This is a genomic window from Cohnella caldifontis (assembly GCF_029360585.1).
Classification (GTDB): Bacteria; Bacillota; Bacilli; order Paenibacillales; family Paenibacillaceae; genus Cohnella; species Cohnella caldifontis.
This window is the reverse complement of record NZ_JAQZSJ010000011.1, coordinates 112,834-132,725: the sequence shown is the minus strand read 5'-3', so window position 1 is coordinate 132,725 and position 19,892 is coordinate 112,834. Positions and strand designations below refer to the sequence as shown.

Sequence of the window (19,892 nt, the reverse complement as noted above, 5' to 3'; positions counted from 1 at the left end):
TCCTCCCACCAGCGTTTTAGAAATGAAGTTCGCCGAAGTTCCCCGATTTCCTCCCCGCGGGCGGAATTGGAGCGCAACACTTCGAAAACGCGCCCATGCTATAACGGAAATCGAGATCGAAAAGGAGGCTGTGCGAACATGGCAAAGTTGAAAGGGAAGGTCGCGCTCGTAACGGGCGCAAGCCGGGGAATCGGACGCGCGATCGCGGGACGTTTCGCGGAAGAAGGGGCGCTCGTGGCGGTCCATTATGGACACAACCGCGACGGCGCCGAGGAGGTCGTGCGCGATATCGAGGCAAAAGGGGGAACGGCGTTTTCGCTGGGTGCGGACCTCGGTTCATTTGACGGCGTGAGCACTCTGTTCGACGCTTTGGATTCGGAATTGACCCGTCGAACGGGCAGCCTTCGCTTCGATATCCTGGTCAATAACGCCGGGATGGGATTGGCCGCTTCCATTGAGGAAACGACCGAGGAAGCATACGATGCCATCATGAGAGTCAACGTGAAGGCGCCGTTCTTCCTCACGCAGCAAGCGCTTCCGCGTTTGCGGGACGATGGCCGCATCCTCAACCTGTCCTCCGCCGTTACCCGCATCTCCTTGCCGGGCATTCCGGCATACACCATGACCAAAGCGGCGGTCAACGCGCTGACGCTATCCCTGGCCAGCCAACTCGGCCCCCGCGGTATTACGATCAACGCGATTCAGCCCGGTTTCGTGGCGACGGACATGAACGCCGGGATGTTGGGGGATCCCGACGGATACCGGTTCGGCGCGGGCTTTTCGATTTTCGGCCGCTGGGGTCAGCCGGAAGATATCGCGGATGTCGCCGCTTTCCTGGCCTCGCCGGAAGGCCGATGGGTCACCGGCCAGTGCATCGACGCCAGCGGCGGATCACATCTGTGAGATCGATTCAATGGCAGTAGCTTTGCACTCGCCAAACCTCAATGAGCCCAAGGCTTCATGGTCATCGACGCTCGGAGGTTCCCATCCCCGGAAGCAGTAACAGCGGCAGCCTGGACGGACTGCCGCTGCTTCTATTCAACTATCGGATCAACGGAGAGTCGTCGAAGGAGAAGGTGTTGCCAAGTGCTTCAGACTGACATCCAACTAGCACGTATACCTTACCTTTTGATTCATTCACCTGTTTCTTTGTTATGCCCGTACACAACGTTTCCCGTCTTCCCTTTCCTTGTCCCGCGAAACCATCCATTGAATTATCGTAAGCGTATTTAATTCGTTCTCCATTGAAAAATAACTCGTCAAAAACCGGGGCTCCTTCAACCGTGTAACTGGTTATTCGAATGGAATCGGGTTTCTTGAGTGCTAAGTTGTTTAAAAAATGCTGCCATCCAACTTTATTCGAAAGTTTGCCATGCACATTCACGACATCGCCATTCTCAATGGCTTTTTCAGGAGGGTACGGTTTTTCGACTTCCGGGAGAGTACCCGTTTTGCTTAAAGAAGACGATGAAGAACAACCACTGACAGAGGAAACAGCTAAAATCGCGACAAGTTTTTGCGTATACGCATCATCAACTCACCTCAACGAAACCATTTCATTGAAATTTATGAGCGGCGGTTGAGGCAGACCGAGAAGGTTGGATGTCCATCGTAATGCAGGTCCCAATTGGAGACGCTGAATACTTCTAAGGCGTGGAAGTTGAGGGATGGGCGGCTTCCCTGCCCTTGTCGCAAAATAACCCGCAGCGGCAACGGCAACAGACCGTTCCGAGAAAGCGGGGAATTCGATTCCATGTGAAGCCATGACCCTTTTATATTCCGGCAATAAGCGTTCCGCCCTTGGTCCTCCCTCCCCTTCGATGCTTGGAAAGAAAAAGCCGACATCGAACATGAACGGTCCGCTGCATGCCAACGCCCAATCGAATAACACCGTCGTACCGCCCCTGAAGCGCAGATTATCCGAACGGATATCGGAATGGATGAACCCCCAAGGTTGATCTGGGCGCAGAAGCCCTGCTTCAAACTGAACCAAGGAATTCATGTTCGCATCCAGCCACGCCTCCGCTTCGTCTCTCCGCTCCCGAAAAAGTCCAAGAAAAGCGTTGCGTTCATCCGAACGGTTTTTGATGTTTAGCCAGTTATCGGCAAAGCCGCTTTTTTCCATCGATTTAACTTTGCCATTATCGGAGTGTCCCCTGGCGTGGAAGGAGGCGATATCCCGAATGGCTTGCAGCGCCAGCTCCTCCGTCCATGGCGGAACCTTCTTGGTATTTTTCAAATCTTCCAACAAAAGAAGATGCCATCCTTCAACCTTCACGGATCCGAAATAGCGGGGGCATATCGAGGAAATCGCGGCGACCTCGCGATATACGGTTTCTTCCGTCGGAAGCACCCTCCAATTCTCCGGAACGGATCCCAGGCCTGCTCCTTTAGCAAACAAAGTTCTTCCGTCTTCTAGAAATATCCGAAAAGTTGCGCTCGGCCCATACCCGCCAAATACTTGGGTTGCCGTGCGGATCGAGCTGCCCATTATTTCTTCAACTTGCTTACGCAGTTCTACGGGGACATCCCGCCACTTGGGTTTAGGTTCGCGCACTAACCTTCACCGCCTTTTCTGGAAATTATATCATAGAAGAAAAGCCGGGAGCCCCCCGCTTGAGGTCCCCGGCTTTCCCTTGCGTTCTTTGCCCGAATGGTCATTCTTATACGCCGACATTCGTCTTCACGACGATTTCCGTGAGCCGCTTCTCGTCCGCCCGTTTTTTGGACAGCTTCGTGCCGAAGTAAGCGCCGAGGAAACTGATCGGGATCGAGGATCTTCTTGCCGGCTCCTTATGCTTTCCGATAGGTCAGCACGACCACGCCCGAGCCGAACGGCTTCGTTTCCGACAATTTCAAACCGGACAGCTCCGTTCCCTCGTCGAAAACGCGCTTCCCTTTGCCCAGCACGATCGGGAACACCATGAGCCGGTATTCGTCCACCAAACCCAGTTTCGTCAGCGATTGAACGAGGGAGTGGCTGCCGAAGACGAGGATATCTTTCCCGGGCTGCTGCTTCAGTTCGGCAACGGCGCGGCCGAGATCGCCTTTCAGGATGCTGGAGTTATTCCAGTCCGCCCGTTCGAGCGTTTTGGACGCGACGTATTTCGGATACCCGTTCATCCACTGGCCGTACTCGCCGGTCTGCTCCAGCATGTTCGGCCAAGCGGCGGCGAATCCGTCGTACGTCACGCGGCCGAGCAACAGGGCGTCGCTCGCTTTGAGCTCTTCGTATTTGAACTGTTGCTGCTCTTCGCTGCCGAATTGGAACGTCCACTGCGGATCTTCCATGACACCGTCCAACGATACGAACTCCGAAACGACGACTTTTCTCATTTTGCATTCTCCTTTTTTTGTTGGAATTGGATTGGAATCTTGCGCTGAAATCAATATACCACACTTGGAATATTCCTGCAACAGAATATTTAAAAAAATATGCCGCCAGATGGACCACTGCATCCACGCCCTGAACCGCGGGATCCAGCGATTCCCGCTGCAACGGATCGCCCGTCGCCACTTCGGCGCCTAGCTCCGTCGGAAGCCTCTCCCATTCCAAATTTCGCTTTTTTCTTCCCGGCCGGGAAAGTACAATGATCCTAACAAATCTCGGCTGGAATACGGGAAACACGGCGATCGCGGACGAAGCGCTTGCGCTAAATTGGAAGGATCATGCGCATCCGGAGATTACGGATGCCGATGGCGTGAAGGCCGCGGTGCTCCGGGTCCGGAATGCGATTCCCGACTTCCGCATTTCCATTCGGAGCATGATCGGCGAAGATGACCTGGTCGCCCTTCGCGGAGACGTAAAGCAGGAAGGCTCCGTCTCCCCGGTGATGTGGTTCATTCGCGTAGGGAACGGCAGGATGACGGAAATGTGGACCGGGATCGAATCCAAATCCTAAATGCCGATTACTCCTGCTTGCTTAGTTCCCTTTTCCGCGCCAACGCTGTCTGTTTACCCGGCTTGCGATCCAGCACGGCCAACAGCAAGAAGGTTGCCGCGGCTAATAAAATGATTCCGACCAGCGTTCCCTGAAACGTACGGATGCCGGATTCCCCCAGCGGTTCGCCGCCATGAAACTCCAGCAGCATCTGGTACATCGTTCCGATGACCGCGATGCCGACCGCCTGCGCTGCCGTGGAGAACGTGCTGAATACCCCGGAGGCCGCTCCGGCGTACTTGCCCTGAATTCCGCTTAGTACCGTTTGGATCAGCGGCGAAGTAACGGCGCCTTGGCCCAATCCCGCGAGGAGAAGCGGGACGAACATTTCCCCGATGCCCAGTCCGCTCATCCGACCCGCGGCCTCAATCAGCATGAGATAACCAAGCACCATCAGCAAAGCGCCGGCAAGCAGCACGCGATTCCCCCAGCGCTTCTTGAGCGGCGGCGACAGCAGCGAAGCCGCGAAGAACCCGAGCGCCAGCGGGACGAAAGCATAGGCGGATTGAAGCGGTTCCGCGTTTCTTCCCTCCTGCATGAATACGGATAAGAGCAGATACAGCGACGCATTGCCGCTGTACAAGGCTAGGGAAATGATCACGCCGAGCCGGAAAGACCGGTTGCGGAACAGTTCCATGGGCAAGAGCGGGACCGCCCCCAGGCGAACAAGCCGATTCTCGTAGCGAACGAATCCGGCGACAACGGGCAATGACGCAAGGAGACTGAAGAAGGCCCACAACGGCCACCCTGCTTCCCGACCGACAACCAAGGGATAGATGAACAGCCCGAGTCCGACAGCCAGCAAGACGACGCCGATGAAATCCAGCCGGTTCTTCACCGAAGCTTTCGATTCCCTCAGCATCCCGGCGGCGAACGCGAAAGCGACGAGACCGACCGGGACGTTCACGAGAAAGACCAGTCTCCAGCCCAGCCCCCACCAATCCGCCCGAAGCAAGAGCCCCCCGGCCAATTGGCCGGCGATCGCTCCAAGTCCCAACACCGCTCCATAGATGCCCAGCGCTCTTCCTCTTTCCTCTGCGGGAAACATGACGTGGATGAGCGACAACACCTGCGGCAACATGGCGGCGGCAGCGATTCCCTGCGCGAACCGTGCGGCAATCAGCATATCCGGCGTCACGGAGAGGCCGCACCATGCCGATGCGGCGACGAATCCGGCCATTCCGAGCAGGAACATGGTTTTGCGGCCGTAGAGATCTCCCATTCGCCCGCCTGTGACCAGCAAGACGGCATAGCCGAGCACGTAAGCCGCCACGATGAGTTGAAGCTCGGAGAAGTCGGTATGCAGATCCTGCGCGATGGACGGCAGCGAGACATTCACGATAAACGTATCCAATACCACCATAAACGTGGCCAAAATGACGATAGACAGCGACATCCATCTTCTGGGATCGACCGGGTGATTGTTGCCGCTTGCTTGATTCATCCGTGCACCTCTTTCGCGTTTTCATCTTGGAGCATTGACAGGGATCCGCTGCCAATTTTAAAATGAGGGAGACAGTTCTGTCTCATCTCATGCCATAAAGATACAGACAGATCTGTCTCATGTCAACAACTCCCATGGAATTTTTTTAATGTCGCCGATTAATTATTTGTTCACAGGAGGGGTTGCGGGATGGAAAAGAAGGAATCCGCGAAGGAGCGCATTCTGCGGGTGGCGAACGAGTTGTTCTATCAAGAGGGGGTGCGGGCGGTCGGCATCGACCGGATCATCCTCGAATCGGAGGTGGCGAAAGCCAGCTTCTACCGGAGCTTTCCGACTAAGGACGACCTGGTGGTCGCCTATTTGGAGCTTCATCGAATGCGCAGCTTGGCCCATGTTGAAGAAGCCCGCGAGCGGCATCCGGAATCCGCGCTGGATCAGCTTCGGTTCCTGATGAGACGGATCGCGGAGCGGATGAGCCGCCCTTCTTACAGGGGATGCGCGTTCATGAATACGATCGTGGAATTCCCGGAGATCGGGCACCCTTGTCACCGGAAGGCGCTGGAGAGCCGCAACCATGTATGGGCTGTAGTCGAATCCATGGCTCAAGAAGCAGGACTGCCCGATCCCCGCGAATTGGCCGAGCAGCTGCGCATGTTATGGAGCGGGGCTGCAATGGTGGCTTATATCAACAAATCCGAATTCAAACCCGAAACGTTCTCCTCTGCTGCCTTAAGCCTGATCGACGGGCAGCTTAATGCGGGCTGACGGAACATCGCGGGTACCTTAACGAATCCCTTCCGTTTCACGTTGTTGCTTTCGTTTTATCCTGAATGGGGAGGGATTCGTCTGTCTATGTAGTCCTGATCCTATTCTTGCCAGGTCACCGGTTTATCGATGATGACGCCATCCGATTCCACCCATTGGCGGAGACTGCCTGATTGGACTTGAATGACGATGAAATACAAATCGCCCGTGCCGTTATTGCGAAGCGCGCGTTCGCCTTCAGGCGAAACCCGAATGGCCGTTCCTTCCTTCACGTCAATAATCCGTCCATCCACCTGCAACTGACCTCGGCCGCCGATGAATAGATATAGCTCCTCATTCTCGCGATGGGCGTGATAAAACGGAATAGAGCCTCCCTCCGGCAGTTGGTTCAGCGAAACCTCCATGCCGGTTAGTCCAAGCCTGTCCTTCAGGAAATACTTGCCTGGCATGGGGTCCTTCGACAGGGTCAAAAGACCGCTAAAAGGGCCTGCTTCCACCACGCTGAAATTCGCTCCATTCATTCGCAAACTTCCTTTCCATCTTCGATTGGTTAACTTCTCACCAAGTATAATCTTCGTACTTGCAAATTGCAATTACAAACTTGCGGAATGCAAGCACGATTCGTATAATCGAAACATGAAAAAGCGAACCCCCACCGTTTGTCCCATCGTCTATTCGCTCGACCTCTGGGGCGATCCCTGGAGCCTGGTCATCCTTCGCGACGTCCTCATCCACAATAAGCGATATTATCGCGAGTTCCTGGCTTCGCGCGAGCGGATCTCGACCAATATATTGAGCGCACGGCTTCAATCGCTCGTTGAAGAGGGCCTGCTCGTCAAAATAGAAGGCGAGACGAACCGCGCGCAAACGATGTACCGGCCGACGCAGAAAGCTCTCGATTTGTTGCCGGTCGTATTTGCCATTATGCGTTGGGGCCTAAAATACAACCCGAATACCGATCGAAGCATACCGATCATGATGGAACTGACAACCGACGAGAATGCGCTGCAGCAGCGCCTATTGCGGAATTTCGACGATGTGAAATGAATACCGGTACCCGGCGGCGACTTCGATCAAACATGAATGAAGGCCATCCCGCAAAGGATGGCCTTCGACGTGCCGTTTTGCCCCTTGCCGCTAACGATGTCGTAAGTCCGCGGGAAAACGTGACCGATTGATCGAAAAAAATTTTTTCTGCCCTCTCCGTCACATTTACGGAATTCCCTACGACAAATAAGTAAACAAATCGGAACCGAAGGGAGGGATTGCGGCGCATGAACGATCGCGACTGGCTTGTCGAACAATTCGAGGCGCATCGGAATCATTTGCAGGCGGTGGCTTACCGGATGCTCGGGTCGCGGAGCGAAGCGGATGACGCCGTGCAGGAGTCCTGGATCCGTCTTACCCGCTCCAATACGGGCGAAGTCGAGAATATAGGAGGATGGCTGACCACCATCGTCTCGAGGGTGTGTCTGGATATGCTGCGAACGCGCAAGTCGAGGCGTGAACAGCTTACGAGGGATCGCGCACCCGAACCGGTTACCGGTCATCAAGACGGAAGCGATCCCGAGCATGAAGCGCTGATGGCTGACTCCGTCGGTCATGCGATGTTCGTTGTCCTCGAGAAATTGAATCCCGCCGAACGCATTGCGTTCGTGCTTCACGATATATTCGCCTTGTCTTTCTCGGAGATCGCGATCATTATCGGGTGCAACGAAGCCGCAGCGAGGCAGCTGGCGAGCCGCGCTCGCCGCCGAATCCAGGGAGCCGAATCGACTTCGGAAACGGCGGGGCTTCAGCGAAAAAGGGAGCTTGTCGATGCCTTCCTCGCCGCGGCGCGTGACGGAGATTTCGAGAAACTGCTCGCGGTATTGGACCCGAACGTCGTGCTTCGGAACGACCCCGCATTCGCTCCAGTCGCGAATGTGCCGATTGTACGCGGTTCGGAAGCCGTGGCCAATCAGGCTCATCAATTCGCCAGACGTGCCCGCGGCATGAAGACGGTGCTCGTGAACGGATCGGCAGGCGTCATCGCGGGTCCTATGGAACAACCGATATTCATTCTCGAATTCACGGTTGTGGATGGCAGGATCTGCGAGATCGGCATGATTGCCGACCAGGCATGCCTTCGCGGGCTCGATATCGCCGATTTAAACGATTGAAATTCGCTATTGAGCCATATCAAAAGGGAAGGGCTGCCGCGTGGCAGCCCTTTGCTAGTCGCAGGGAATCGAATCCGGTGTTAATTGTTCGACTTTTCCAAGATGTGCGTAATTACCAAGACCGCTTCCGCGCGGGTCGCATGGGCTTGCGGCCTCATCGTTTGGTCCGGGTATCCCGAGAGGATCCCGCGCTGCGCCGCGGCTTCGACCGCATCCCGTGCCCACTTGGAGATTCGATCCCCATCCGCGAAAGGCTGTACGGCTTGAGGTTTCTCCAAATGCAGGACGTTCGCCGCCATGACGGCCATCTGCTCCCTTGTAATCGGCTCATCGGGCGCGAAGGTGTCGTCGTCGTATCCCCGAATCGCTCCCTGGGCATATGCCGTGGAGATGGCTTCGCGAGCCCAATGTTTCTCCGTATCCGCGAATGCTTTGCCTGATGTCGGCGACCACTGCAGAGCAGCGGCCAGGATCGAAGCGAATTCCGCCCGGGTAATCGTGCGGTCCGGCCGGAACGTGCCGTCCGGATACCCGCTGACCGCTCCGTCGCCCGCCATTTTCAAGATGGCCGCTTCCGCCCAGTGTCCCTTCAGATCCGTGAATGGCAGGGTTGGCTCGCCTGGAGCCGACGGCTTTGCGATGACCGCGAACTTCGTGAAATGGTCGGTCGTGCCGCTGACCGTGCCTTTCTCGTCGTCGACGCGCTGATCTCCCAGAACCACCCACTTCCCGGACGCTTCGTCCAGCCAGCAGAGCAAGAACTCGGTACCATCCTGCCGCGTGGCATCTGCGTTCAGGCGCAGCTTGACGGTCACTTGCGCGAGGAATTTGCCCGGCACGTCTTTCTTGAATTCGAACACGCGGCTGACCAGGCGTTCCCCATCCGCCAGCGGGAGATTCGCAATATCGGTTATTTCCGCGATGGTCACCCGGAATGGACGGTCCATCGCTCCGGCAGGGAACGAGAGTTCTCCGCCTTCGAACGGCACGGATCCGCCATCGAGTCCGATCTGGTACGTATTGCTGGGCAGAACGGGTTCGGATCCATTGGATGAATCGCTGCTATCGCTATCGTTCCGGGTCGCCAGCCGGAACCGGTTCGACGTCGCGATGCTCTCGTTGCCCGCTTTATCTCGTGCCTTGATATGCAAATACCAATCGCCGTTCGCATTCTCTTTTTTCAACGCGGTGCCGTTCGTGAACGGCAGCCAGCCCTCGACGGGCGGTGTGGTTTCTGTTGTCCAAGCGTATTGCAATGAAGTGTCGTCCGGACCGCTTAACGCGTCACTCACCGAGACGGTCGGCGCCGCAGAGACCGCAGCCGTATCGCTGCCGTTCGGCGCAAACGTGACGGACGGCGCCGTCTTGTCGATGTTCACCGCGAATTTGTATTCAAGCGAATTACCCGCCTTGTTCCGCGCTTGGAAGGTGAAAGCATGTAATCCATCTTCCGATACGGGAATCGAATCCTCGTTCCTATACGGTATCTCATCCCCGCCGTCCTTGCGGTAGATTAGGATGTCGATACCGCTCGCTCCCGTCCCCGCATACACGCTGACGGTTACGCTCTGGTTCGTCCAACTGCCGCTGGCATACGGACTGCCATCGGCTTTCACCAACGTCGGCGTTAACGTCAACCCGTTCGTGCTGATCTTCACCGTTCGCTGTTCTACTTTTTCGATCCCCGCCGAATTGATTGCTTTGAAATCGATCGTATACACGCCGTCCTCTTGCAATTCGATATCTGAAGCGTAATCCGTCCATGTCTCACCGCCATCCAGCGAATAAATGAAATCGGTAACTCCTCTGTTATCGTAGACGGATGCAGTTACGGTCACGGATTGGTTCGTCCACTCTCCGTCCGGATACGCTTTGCCGTCAGCCGTCGTCCTCATACCGATGGCGATCGTGGGCTGCCAATACTCCGATACGCTGGACATAGGGTTACTCGCCAGGTCCATGACGCTTCCTGCTTGCGAATCGTAGGACAGACGGATGTCTTGTTCTTTCCGTAAAGAGGCGCTTATCGTAAGTTCTATCGTACTCGACCCGACCATCGAGCTGCCGGTAACCGTTACGTCCAAGCCGTCCGCTTTAACCGTAAACCCGCCTGTTCTGGGCATGCTGACTTCTTCATCGAACGCCACTGTGATGATGTTGGGCCGCCCGATTTGCACCATGGCGTTCGCGATCGCTGGCGGAGCAACGTCCTTGCCGAGATTGGCGGTAATTCCTTGTAGGACCGGATACGTTTTCCCTTCCTCAATCATCCAGGTATTGCCAAAATCCCACCCTAAGAAAGTAGACTTCCGCTTCATTACCGCCGTCGTGTTTCCGCCTCCATGACCAGACGTTGCGGCATCATAGTATGCTGAGGATATGGTGGATGTTGGACTGAAATCCCTCCCCACTAACCCTCCAATTTCCGAACCTGTACCCGTGACGCGTCCCGCGGCATATGCCCGATTGATCGCAGCGACATGCCGTCCCACCAGACCGCCGACTTCCGAATTTCCTCGAACGGAACCAATGGCGTAAGCATCTTCGACCAAGCTATTTAAATCAAGGCGTCCTACCAGACCACCGATCGCATAAGTACCGGAGACGGCACCGGCCGCATAGGACTGCCTGACGACTCCGGGGAACATATACCCCACCAGGCCCCCGACATTATTATTGCTGCCTTCGACATCTCCGGCCGCATAAGATTGCTCAACTGTTCCATTATAGATGTATCCTGCGAGTCCACCGACGCTGCTGTCGCCATCGACTTGACCAAGCGCGTACGAACGGTTCACCTTTCCTTGCGAAATGAATCCAATCAATCCGCCGATATTAAACGTGCCCGTGACGTTTCCGGTGGCATTAGAAGCCGTTATACCGGCGGTGTCGAGAATCCCGACAAGGCCGCCAACAGACTCGGTTCCGCTGACATTGCCGGTTGCGTATGACTGGCTGATCATTTCGCTTTGGCTGAAATTAATGCTGTAGCCCGCAAGTCCGCCTACATAACGAACGCCGCTTACATTTCCGGAGGAGCGGGACAGCGTAATCGTGGACTCATTCCCATATTGATAGCCCACCAATCCACCGACATTTTCGTTGCCTTCCACGTCCAACGCCGCGTACGACTTTTCAACTTTGCCGGTATTGATATAACCCAGCAGTCCGCCGGTGTTGGACCTGCCCTTCACAAGACCCTCTTCCAGTACGACATTGCGGATCACGCCCGGAGACACGATCATGCCGAACAGCCCAACATTATCGGTTCCCGCACGATTGATCACCAGATTGCGGATGGTGAAGTCTTTTCCATCGAATACCCCTGAATAAGCGTTAATGGGGTCCCGACCGATCGGCGCAAACCCCGCCCCTGCTCCGGCACTTGTCGCCCACATGTCGGAACGGTTGCCGTCGGTGAACGTCGTGCCGAAATCGATATCGCTTGCCAGCGTGTAATCCGCCGTCAGGTCCATCGCCATCAGTTGCAGTTGATGGGCATTGCCGATCGACTGCGACCACTCCGACCGCAGGAACGGCCGCGTCGAACCGTCGATCATGAACCAATCGTCCGTGAAGTTCCAGCCGGAATAGCTCGCTTGCGTCAACGCTTGTTCGGTGCTGAGGCCGGTCGCCTCGCATTGAAAATCAAAACCGCCCGCATCGATTCCGCATATCACCGCTTGGCCGGTCGAGTCCTTGTCCCAATAATTATTTACCATATGAGCGCCGCTATTGCTTCCGACCAGCCCGCCCTTCGTGCCGCTGCCCCCAACGGCGCCGCTGGCATAGGACTGGCTAATGGCGCCGTTCATTGTCACCCCGACCAACCCACCTGCCGCCTGGCTGCCGTCGACGGAACCGGTAGCATAAGATAGACTGATTGCAGCGCTTTGATTAAGTCCCACCAACCCGCCTGCAGGGCCCCCGCTCGCGCTTACCACGCTATCGGCGTAGGAACGATCGATTCCGCCTGTCCTATTTACGCCCACGAGCCCGCCGACCCTAGTATTGCCGCTGACGAAGCCAGTCGCGTAGGAGCCGCTCAGCGTTCCATCGATCCGTCCAGCCAATCCCCCGACTGCCTCGGCGCCGTGAACGGAACCATTGGCGAACGAACCGATAATGGTACTGCCGGGAAAGGCGTATCCTACCAAGGCCCCCGTCGCGTCTTGACCGGTAACGGAGACATTCTCCAGTCCGACGTTCCGGACGGTCCCTCCGTCGCCGATTGCCCCGAACAAGCCGGCAAAGCCCTCTGAGGGACGATGGATCGTCAACCCCCGGATGACATGCCCCGCGCCGTCGAAGTTTCCCGTGAATCCGTTAACCGTAGTTCCGATCGGCACCCAGCCGGCTCCGCCATCCCACTCGGCGGTGGCCGAAGCATCGATATCGATCCCCAGCTTATAAGAGGCCGTCAAATCGTCCCGCACGGCGTCAAGCTGATTCAGCGTCGTAATGATATAGGGGTCCCCCGGAGTCCCGCTGCCCGTCATGGCAGCCCCCTCCGAAGCAGCAAAAGCGGACGCCGGCAGAACGCCGAACGCCAGCAACATTACCGTTAACCATACGAGTGCGCGTTTCATTCGATCCGATCCTTCCTTCTCTCATTCAATCGCCGACAACATTCAACAGAAATTATAAAAGAATCCTTCGGCAATCGAATCTAACCGCGGTTATAGCCCCGGTTATAGGAAGTAGGATCGAATCCTCACATGCCCCGCAGCTCGCGCCCCCGCTTGATGGCTTCGAGCCGGTTTTTCGCCTGCAGCTTGCTGTAAATGCGGTTAATGTGCGCCTTCAGCGTGCCCATGCCGATTCCGAGCGTCTCGGCGAGCGTCGGGTTGTCCATTCCCTCTTCCATGTGGCGGAATATCGCGTACTCTTTCGGCGTCAGAAGCGTCTCCAAGGCGGCCGGCGGGGCGCTCAGCGCGTCGGCTGCTCCGCCGTAACCGAACAGGATCTTCCTCACATAGGCGAGCGAAGGCGCGTTCCGGTCCCGGATATTGCCTTTTTGGCGCTGCCGCACGTACTCCGCAAGCAGCTCCGCGACCAGCTTGCCCTTGTCGACGAACACGCGGACATAGTCGTCGGGCTCGGCATACCGAAGCGCCTCTTCCAGCTTTAACAGCGCTTCCTCCTGCTTGCCCGCGAGCTGAAGCAGCATGGCCTGCAAAATCTGAATATCCAGCGCGTCCATCGGACGATGGCCCTTCACCGCGATCGGAAGCAGCTTTTCCGCCAACGACCACGCCGCTTGCCGCTCTCCCGTCTCCATCAACACCCGAACAAGAAAAACGTATACGAACAGCTGGTAGACGGACACCGGATCGTCCGCGGACAGCTTGTACGTTTCCTTCCACCGGACAGCCTCCGTGAGGTCCCCTTGCTCCAGCCGCAGGGCGGCCATTTCCGCCTCGAGGAAAATCGGCGCCGCTTCGGCCCCATCCTTCCGCGCTTTCGCGCCGGCCTCTTCCAGCCATTTTTCCGCTTGGGCGAAATCTTGCCTTGCTCTGCCGATCCGCGACAGGAACAGGCTGGCGGGGACGTACGCCTTTTCCGGCTGGTATCCCGCTTGGCTGCCGCCCGCGAGTCCTTGCTTCAAATATGGTTCCGCCAGCTCGAGCTCGTTCCGTTCGTACAGCAATTCCCCATAGCAAATCAAAATCAGATCCTGTAAACCCATCAGTCCCATGAATTCGATCATGCTCGCGAAAAAGTCGTCCGACAGCCCCCTGGGCAGATGTTTGCCCCGTTTGCCGTTATATGAACGATAGACGGACGGAGCCAGCGGCATATAAGGAGACGCGAATATCAGGTCCGTCCCCTCGGGGCTGTACCGCAGCGACAGGCGAATGTATTCAAGCCCCCGGATCATGTCCATGTCATATTGGGTCGCCTTGAAATTGCGGACGAAATACAAATAACCCAGATAACGGTTCTTGTCCTCTTCCGCCCAGCCAGCCGAAGCGGTCTCGTAGTGTTGCTCCGCGAGCCGCAGATGCCGTTCCGCCACGTCGACTTCCTGGGCCCACAGCAAGGAGAAAATATACGAAAAATAGAGAAAAGGCCGCTGCATGAGCATCTGCTCGGGAATCGCCGACAGCCAGGTTCGGATCGCCTGGAACTCCCGGCGGATCATGACGCTGCGCATCCGCTCGAGCAGGCGCATGGCTTCCTCGTACTGCTGCCCGGCCAAGTAGTAATCGACGGCTTCCTCCAGCAGCTCCTGCCTCTCGCACCACTCGGCGGCCGCTCGGAAGAGGATGCTCGTTCGAGCGGGGTCCCGGAGCATCAGGCGGTTCCGCAGAAACTCTCCGAACAGATGGTGGAACCGGTACCACTCCTTGCGGTCATCCAGCGGAACGAGAAACAGGCCGAGATCGGCCAACTCCGCAAGTTTCCCTGAGTCGTCCCCTCCGCCTACCGCTTCGCACAAGGATTCGTTCATGCGCTGCAGAACCGACACGTCCATCAAGAACCGCTTAGTCGGCTCGTCCAATGCCTCGAACACTTCCTCCAGCAAATACCGTTCCGCCTGCCTGCCGTCCAGCGCCGGGCCGCGTTCCATCGTTTCCGACCGTTCCCCGTACCGCCAAGACAACGCGATCAGTTTCAGCCCGGTGACCCAGCCCTCGGTCTCCGCCAAGCAACGCTCGATTTGCTCCCTCCGCAACTCGCGGCCGGCGCAGATTCGGAAGTAATCCACCGTCTCGCGCAGATCGAACCGCATCTGGTCGGCGTGAATTTCCTGAATCCAACCCCGGCTGATCCATCTCGCCCGGGCCCATTCGGACGTCGTCCGACTGGCGAAGAAAAGGTGAACGGCCGGGGGCGCGTATTCCAGGAAAAACGAGACGGACGCGGCGATCTCCGGGTCCGTAATGACGTGCCAATCGTCCATCGCCAACACCAGCGGGTCATGCAGCCGATTCATCTCGTTCAGCAAAGAGACGAGAAACGGCTCGTACTGGCCAGGGCTCAGCGCGGACAACGACTCATGGACGGATGCGGACAGCGTGCCTGCTGCCCCTTCGATCGCCTCCATCACGTACCGCCAAAACCGGACCAGGTCGTTATCCTTCTCGTCCAGCGCCAGCCACCCGACCGGAACGCTTGATTGGCGGGCCCAGTCCCCGAACAGGGTCGTTTTGCCGTATCCGGCCGGAGCGACCAGGAAGGTCGCCCTGTGGGACAATCCTTCGTTTAATCGGTCGATCAAGCGGGTACGGGGAACGGAATGGGGAAGAGGCTGCGGAAGCCGCAATTTCGACAGGAGGATGACGGGATGGTCGTTTAACTCGCGGGACATGGATGCCGTCCTTTCCGATTCCGGAATACCAGCGAGTCTTCTTGTCGGCAGAGATTCGCTCGGTTTCGCAGATTCCATTTCCCTCTATTTTAACATGCTTTTTTCGACAACGTTCTTGAGGAGGGGAGAATATACTGGGAAAAGAAGAGGCGGGGGTAGAATATCGTAAATCATAGAGGTGCTGCCAAATCTAGCGGAGGTGATGACCATGCTGGCGATCGGTTTCGGCGACAGCATTACCGCGGGCGCTTTCGTGCCGCCGGAGGAGACGTTCCTGTATAAGCTGGGGCTCCAATACGGCTTCGATGCTCTGAATGCCGGCGTTCCGGGGAATACGACGTCGCAAGCTCTGGAGCGGATGCAGACCGACGTGCTGGACAAGCGGCCGGCGATCTGCATCATCCAATTCGGCATGAACGATCATGTAGCCGTGGGCGTGGACGAGCGCAAGGTAGACCCGGGGACTTTCGAAGCGAACCTGCGGCAGATGGTTGCGAAACTGCATGCCATCAAGTGCGTGCCGATTCTCTGCACGATTTCGCCGATTATCGAGGGGGATGCCGATCATTATTACTATCACCGGCATCCGCGGGAATGGTACTTGCATCCGCCGGGCGCGCAAGCCTGGATTGACGAGTACAGCCGAATCATCCGCCAAGCCGCCCGTGATCTGCATGTGCGCTTGGCGGACGTCGCGGAGCAGTTTGCCTGCTATGTGAAAGAAGGCGGAACGTTGGACGGCCCCGAAGGCGTGCTGCGCAATCTCGACAATGCCGGCGCGGATGACGGGGTACATCCGGTGGCGAGCGGCCACGACTTGTACGCGGCCGCCATCACGGAAGCGCTCGACAAGCTGGAGTGCTGACCGGCGGCCGGTTCCCGAATTCAACCGGCGGCCGTTCCCGTCCTCACTCTTCCAAGTCCCTGCTTCCAAGCACGGCGCAGCACGATCGCCCCCGCAGCCAGCGAAACGAGGAAGCAACATCCCGCGAGCACCGGGTAAACCGACCATTCCAGCAAGGATAAGCCGTTCCACGTCTGAATGCCGATGGCCGCAAGTCCCGCGAAATACGAGGCGCCCGTTACGTGAATCCACAATCGGCGAGCCGGAGACGGAAACGTAGAGCGTTCCGCCAGCCAGGCAACCAGAGGAACGGCTTGCATCGCATGGAATCCGAGCCCGTGCAGCCAGATGATGTTCCCGTGCACCCCGGTGAATCGCCCCTGGTTCACGGAGATCCAGATTCCGGCCGCGAAGGAGATCAGCGTCGCGGCCATCGCGTAACGAATCGCCAGCACGATGAGCGGATGGCCCGCATAAGCTTTGCGACTGAAAAAATGGACGGCGAAGAACAAGTAGAACGCCACCAGCAGAAAAGCGACCAACGCGAAACCGCTCGATACGGCATTGTCGAAGGCGGAGCCGTCTTGGACGAATCTCGGGTTGACGCCGCGGAAATTTTGGATGTTCTCCGCCGCGTACGAATAGAGGGCCAGCAGAATGTACGTCCGCCGGAAGAAGGTCCGTTTGCCCGGACTCATCCCCGAGAACGGAGCGATCGCCGCGGTCGATAAGAGGAAAATCCCAATCGCCGCGTTAAACGAGAAAGCTTTGGATACGTCTCCGTCCGGGGATACGGGTCCTCCGTTCAGCAAAACCCAAATTCCGCAAATCCCCGCCAGTACGAAGCCTAGCAAGCCGGTCAGAACGAGCCCCTTCTCCCCTTCAAACCACCCGGCTGTCTTGCCGCCGCGCCTCGCTGCCGCACCGTTCATTTCCCAACATCCTTTCTACGCCGCTGTAATTTCCTCCAGTTTAAAGGAGAAGCGGCGGCAGGATAACGGACGCGGGTCGAAACGGGAGCCGTCCGGGGTCGGTGATTTCGATCGGACCGCAGACCGGGGAGGCAACGGTCCTCCGGCAGGAATCATCTACCGCAATGGGCCATGTAGAGAAACGCGGATTATGTTAAGGTGATAGAAAAGCGAAGCACGGGGAGAGTCGGCATGACGGAGCGGATCGAGCGGCAAAACGATGCGGATGTGGAAACCCTACTGGCGGAGTTCATGTCACGGGGAGTTTTGGAGCGCGCGGCATGGGAGATTCACGGCCGGCGAGGGACGACGGAGGGCCGGGTGTTCCTCTTGTCGGACGGAGACGGACCGAAATACGTGCTGAAGCTGGATGAGCCGGGGCAGATCCGGACGACCGGGGAGTTCCTGCGGGCTTATTCCGGCGTTCAGCTCTTTCCTCGGCTGCTGGAAGTCCATCCGGAAGGCGAGTATTTGGTCTATGCCTACCGGGAGGGAAGCACCCGATCCAACCGGGGGGCTAAGGCACGTTGGCTGGCGAAGATAACGGAAGAAGTGCTGAACGTATACGAGCCGGAGCGGGAGAGGGCCGGATGGGGCCGGCCGGAGTATCCTTGCGAGTCTTGGAGGGAATTCAACCGGCGAAGCCTGTACGGAACCCGGGACGACGTTCGGGGCGTTATTTCCTTGGAGGATCAGCAGCGGATCGAGTCCCTCGCCCTGACCCGGTTGGCGGACGAAGGACCCGAAGCGAAATACCGGCTGCATGGGGACTTGGGAGCCCACAATTTCGTTTATGATCAGGAGGAGCTCGTCGGCATCATCGATCCTGATCCGATGGCAGGGCCGATTCTGTACGACTTCACTTATGCCTTCTGCTCCACGCCGGACGACCTCGACCCGGAGACGCTGCGGTCCGCCTATGCGCGTCTGCGCCTCCCGGAACCCAAGGACGAGCGCAAGCTCATGGAGGAAACGGCGTTCCAGCTCTATTGCCGCATCGGGATCTGCCTCCGCCATCACCCGGAGGATCTCGAGGAATACATGACGGCATGGGCATTCTGGCGGACTTTTTTGTGAACTGCCGTTAAAACCGCTCGAAGCAGTCGTAGTTCCTCTGTCTGTAAATCATGCCGTCCTTGAATTCGAAGACGCAGCAGAAGTAAGCTTTCAGTTGCTGGCCCGCTTTGAACGAGCCGACGTCCGCTCCGACCTCGGCGGTCCAGATCACTTCCGTAATCAGCGTATCCCCGGTCTCGTGAACCCTCTGAATCTCGTACTTCTGTTCCTTCAGCAGCTTCTTGCCGTTCGGGGCCCGTTGCATGAGCAACTCCATGTTGCTGACGACCACGCCCGGCGTGAGCAAATTCGGATACTCGGTCTGTTCGATCTCCGGATGCAGGATCGTCTGGAAGTCGGATGCTTCCAAGCTGAAGGCTTCGAGCAACTCGAAATAACGTTCTACCTTCTCTAACTTCATCCCGTCACCTGCTTTATCGATTGATAATTTCCATTTTTAGTATATCAGTCCTTTTTCCAGAAAAGTTTCACGGAATGATGAACATTCGAATCCGATTGACCCTGGTCTTCACTCTCTTATATGATGAGAATAAATGAGAGATTGGGAGGAAATGGGACGATGGAACCGAGAAGGGCGACCGAAATTCCTCCGTGTCCGGTGTGCGGGTTCGAGATGAAATGGTGGTTCGCCAAGTGGAAATGCTTCAACTGCGGGCAATGGAACGGATGCTGCGGGGACAGCACGAGCGATCCCGGCGGCCTGTGGTGCGATCCGGCGGAGACGAACCGGAGCGAAGAAGATTAGGGGATTCCGTTACTCACCTCCGATTTGCTGACATATAGATGTCAGCCGGGGCTTCCTATAATGAAATCGCAGCGAGCGGAAACCGCTCGACGAACCCCATCATAGGAGGCATGCCCCATGTATACTTCCGTTCAAAGCTTTGTTAACGAGTACCGCAATGAGTCCCATTTCACGCACAAACTGCTGAGTACCCTGACCGATGCATCTTTGAAGCAACCGATCGCGCCAGGCTTCCGAACGCTTGGGACGTTAGCTTGGCACTTGGTGCCTTCGGGCGGCGTTCTGACTCCGACCGGACTTCAATTCGAATCGCCGCCCGAGCGCGCCGAGGCTCCGGAATCCGCGGCGGACATCGTCCAAGCGTACTCCGCCGCTTCCGCTTCCCTAATCGAGGCGGTACAGACGCAGTGGAACGATGAGAAGCTGCAGGAGTCCGTCAATATGTTCGGCCAACAATGGAAACACGGCTTTACCTTGTCGATCTTTCTCAAGCACGAAATCCACCATCGGGCGCAGTTAACCGTCCTGATGCGTCAAGCGGGACTTCCCGTGATCGGAATTTACGGTCCGTCGAAAGAAGAATGGATCTCCATGGGGATGCAAGCCCCGGCATAACGAAAGGCGCGCT

The 19,892-nt window shown here is 57.1% G+C and carries 18 protein-coding genes; 9 read left to right on the top strand and 9 right to left on the bottom strand.

All coding sequences use genetic code 11. The features are described from left to right. Positions 1 to 138: 138 nt before the first annotated feature. Positions 139 to 903, top strand: coding sequence for an SDR family oxidoreductase (locus tag PTZ19_RS16285; RefSeq protein WP_276356129.1), 765 nt, complete (start codon positions 139 to 141; stop codon positions 901 to 903). A 139-nt stretch (positions 904 to 1,042) separates the two neighbouring features. On the opposite strand, the gene PTZ19_RS25445 is transcribed toward PTZ19_RS16285, so the two are convergent. The 3 genes from PTZ19_RS25445 to PTZ19_RS16275 form a co-directional block, all read right to left on the bottom strand. Continuing rightward, positions 1,043 to 1,384: a DUF4362 domain-containing protein gene (locus tag PTZ19_RS25445; protein ID WP_422615009.1), complete on the bottom strand. Its 342-nt coding sequence runs from the start codon at positions 1,382 to 1,384 to the stop codon at positions 1,043 to 1,045. A 153-nt stretch (positions 1,385 to 1,537) separates the two neighbouring features. After that, positions 1,538 to 2,557, bottom strand: a complete 1,020-nt coding sequence (locus PTZ19_RS16280) for an aminoglycoside phosphotransferase family protein (RefSeq protein WP_276356128.1) — start codon at positions 2,555 to 2,557, stop codon at positions 1,538 to 1,540. Positions 2,558 to 2,793: 236 nt separating this feature from the next. Next, positions 2,794 to 3,336, bottom strand: a complete 543-nt coding sequence (locus PTZ19_RS16275; protein WP_276356127.1) for a dihydrofolate reductase family protein — start codon at positions 3,334 to 3,336, stop codon at positions 2,794 to 2,796. Positions 3,337 to 3,590: 254 nt separating this feature from the next. Between PTZ19_RS16275 and PTZ19_RS16270 the strand changes: the two genes are divergently transcribed. Next, positions 3,591 to 3,902, top strand: a complete 312-nt coding sequence (locus tag PTZ19_RS16270; protein ID WP_276356126.1) for an ester cyclase — start codon at positions 3,591 to 3,593, stop codon at positions 3,900 to 3,902. A 7-nt stretch (positions 3,903 to 3,909) separates the two neighbouring features. Here the strand turns inward: PTZ19_RS16270 and PTZ19_RS16265 are convergent, their stop codons facing one another. After that, a complete protein-coding gene (locus PTZ19_RS16265; RefSeq protein WP_276356125.1) occupies positions 3,910 to 5,385 on the bottom strand; it encodes an MFS transporter in 1,476 nt (491 codons plus the stop codon). A gap of 189 nt (positions 5,386 to 5,574) precedes the next feature. On the opposite strand from PTZ19_RS16265, the gene PTZ19_RS16260 reads away from it, so the two are divergent. Beyond that, complete coding sequence (locus PTZ19_RS16260) at positions 5,575 to 6,150, top strand: TetR/AcrR family transcriptional regulator (RefSeq protein ID WP_276356124.1); 576 nt, start codon at positions 5,575 to 5,577, stop codon at positions 6,148 to 6,150. Positions 6,151 to 6,251: 101 nt separating this feature from the next. On the opposite strand, the gene PTZ19_RS16255 is transcribed toward PTZ19_RS16260, so the two are convergent. Next, on the bottom strand, positions 6,252 to 6,671 hold the full coding sequence (locus PTZ19_RS16255) for a cupin domain-containing protein (protein WP_276356123.1): 420 nt from the start codon (positions 6,669 to 6,671) through the stop codon (positions 6,252 to 6,254). Positions 6,672 to 6,786: 115 nt separating this feature from the next. Between PTZ19_RS16255 and PTZ19_RS16250 the strand changes: the two genes are divergently transcribed. Together PTZ19_RS16250 and PTZ19_RS16245 are read left to right on the top strand one after the other, a co-directional pair. Further along, entirely contained in the window at positions 6,787 to 7,197 is a 411-nt protein-coding gene (locus PTZ19_RS16250) for a winged helix-turn-helix transcriptional regulator (protein WP_276356122.1), read from the top strand. 227 nt (positions 7,198 to 7,424) lie between these two features. Then, positions 7,425 to 8,312: a sigma-70 family RNA polymerase sigma factor gene (locus PTZ19_RS16245; protein WP_276356121.1), complete on the top strand. Its 888-nt coding sequence runs from the start codon at positions 7,425 to 7,427 to the stop codon at positions 8,310 to 8,312. A gap of 80 nt (positions 8,313 to 8,392) precedes the next feature. Here PTZ19_RS16245 and PTZ19_RS16240 read toward each other — a convergent pair whose 3' ends face one another. Both PTZ19_RS16240 and PTZ19_RS16235 read right to left on the bottom strand, forming a co-directional pair. Beyond that, complete coding sequence (locus PTZ19_RS16240) at positions 8,393 to 12,385, bottom strand: S-layer homology domain-containing protein (protein ID WP_276356120.1); 3,993 nt, start codon at positions 12,383 to 12,385, stop codon at positions 8,393 to 8,395. A gap of 641 nt (positions 12,386 to 13,026) precedes the next feature. Then, complete coding sequence (locus PTZ19_RS16235; RefSeq protein ID WP_276356119.1) at positions 13,027 to 15,627, bottom strand: winged helix-turn-helix domain-containing protein; 2,601 nt, start codon at positions 15,625 to 15,627, stop codon at positions 13,027 to 13,029. Between the two features lie 208 nt (positions 15,628 to 15,835). Between PTZ19_RS16235 and PTZ19_RS16230 the strand changes: the two genes are divergently transcribed. After that, positions 15,836 to 16,492 carry an SGNH/GDSL hydrolase family protein gene (locus PTZ19_RS16230; protein ID WP_276356118.1) on the top strand — a complete coding sequence of 219 codons (657 nt, stop codon included), beginning with the start codon at positions 15,836 to 15,838 and terminating at the stop codon, positions 16,490 to 16,492. Positions 16,493 to 16,512: 20 nt separating this feature from the next. On the opposite strand, the gene PTZ19_RS16225 is transcribed toward PTZ19_RS16230, so the two are convergent. Further along, the gene (locus PTZ19_RS16225; RefSeq protein ID WP_276356117.1) at positions 16,513 to 17,403 is read right to left on the bottom strand and encodes a hypothetical protein; all 891 of its coding nucleotides are present in this window, start codon (positions 17,401 to 17,403) and stop codon (positions 16,513 to 16,515) included. A 231-nt stretch (positions 17,404 to 17,634) separates the two neighbouring features. Between PTZ19_RS16225 and PTZ19_RS16220 the strand changes: the two genes are divergently transcribed. Further along, a complete protein-coding gene (locus PTZ19_RS16220; protein WP_276356116.1) occupies positions 17,635 to 18,519 on the top strand; it encodes a phosphotransferase in 885 nt (294 codons plus the stop codon). Positions 18,520 to 18,526: 7 nt separating this feature from the next. Here PTZ19_RS16220 and PTZ19_RS16215 read toward each other — a convergent pair whose 3' ends face one another. Continuing rightward, on the bottom strand, positions 18,527 to 18,919 hold the full coding sequence (locus tag PTZ19_RS16215; RefSeq protein ID WP_276356115.1) for a nuclear transport factor 2 family protein: 393 nt from the start codon (positions 18,917 to 18,919) through the stop codon (positions 18,527 to 18,529). 159 nt (positions 18,920 to 19,078) lie between these two features. Here PTZ19_RS16215 and PTZ19_RS16210 point away from each other — a divergent pair, with 159 nt between their 5' ends. Together PTZ19_RS16210 and PTZ19_RS16205 are read left to right on the top strand one after the other, a co-directional pair. Continuing rightward, positions 19,079 to 19,264 (top strand): hypothetical protein, encoded by a 186-nt coding sequence (locus tag PTZ19_RS16210; protein ID WP_276356114.1) that lies wholly within the window; start codon positions 19,079 to 19,081, stop codon positions 19,262 to 19,264. A 117-nt stretch (positions 19,265 to 19,381) separates the two neighbouring features. Next, a complete protein-coding gene (locus tag PTZ19_RS16205; protein WP_276356113.1) occupies positions 19,382 to 19,879 on the top strand; it encodes a DinB family protein in 498 nt (165 codons plus the stop codon). Positions 19,880 to 19,892 lie beyond the last annotated feature (13 nt).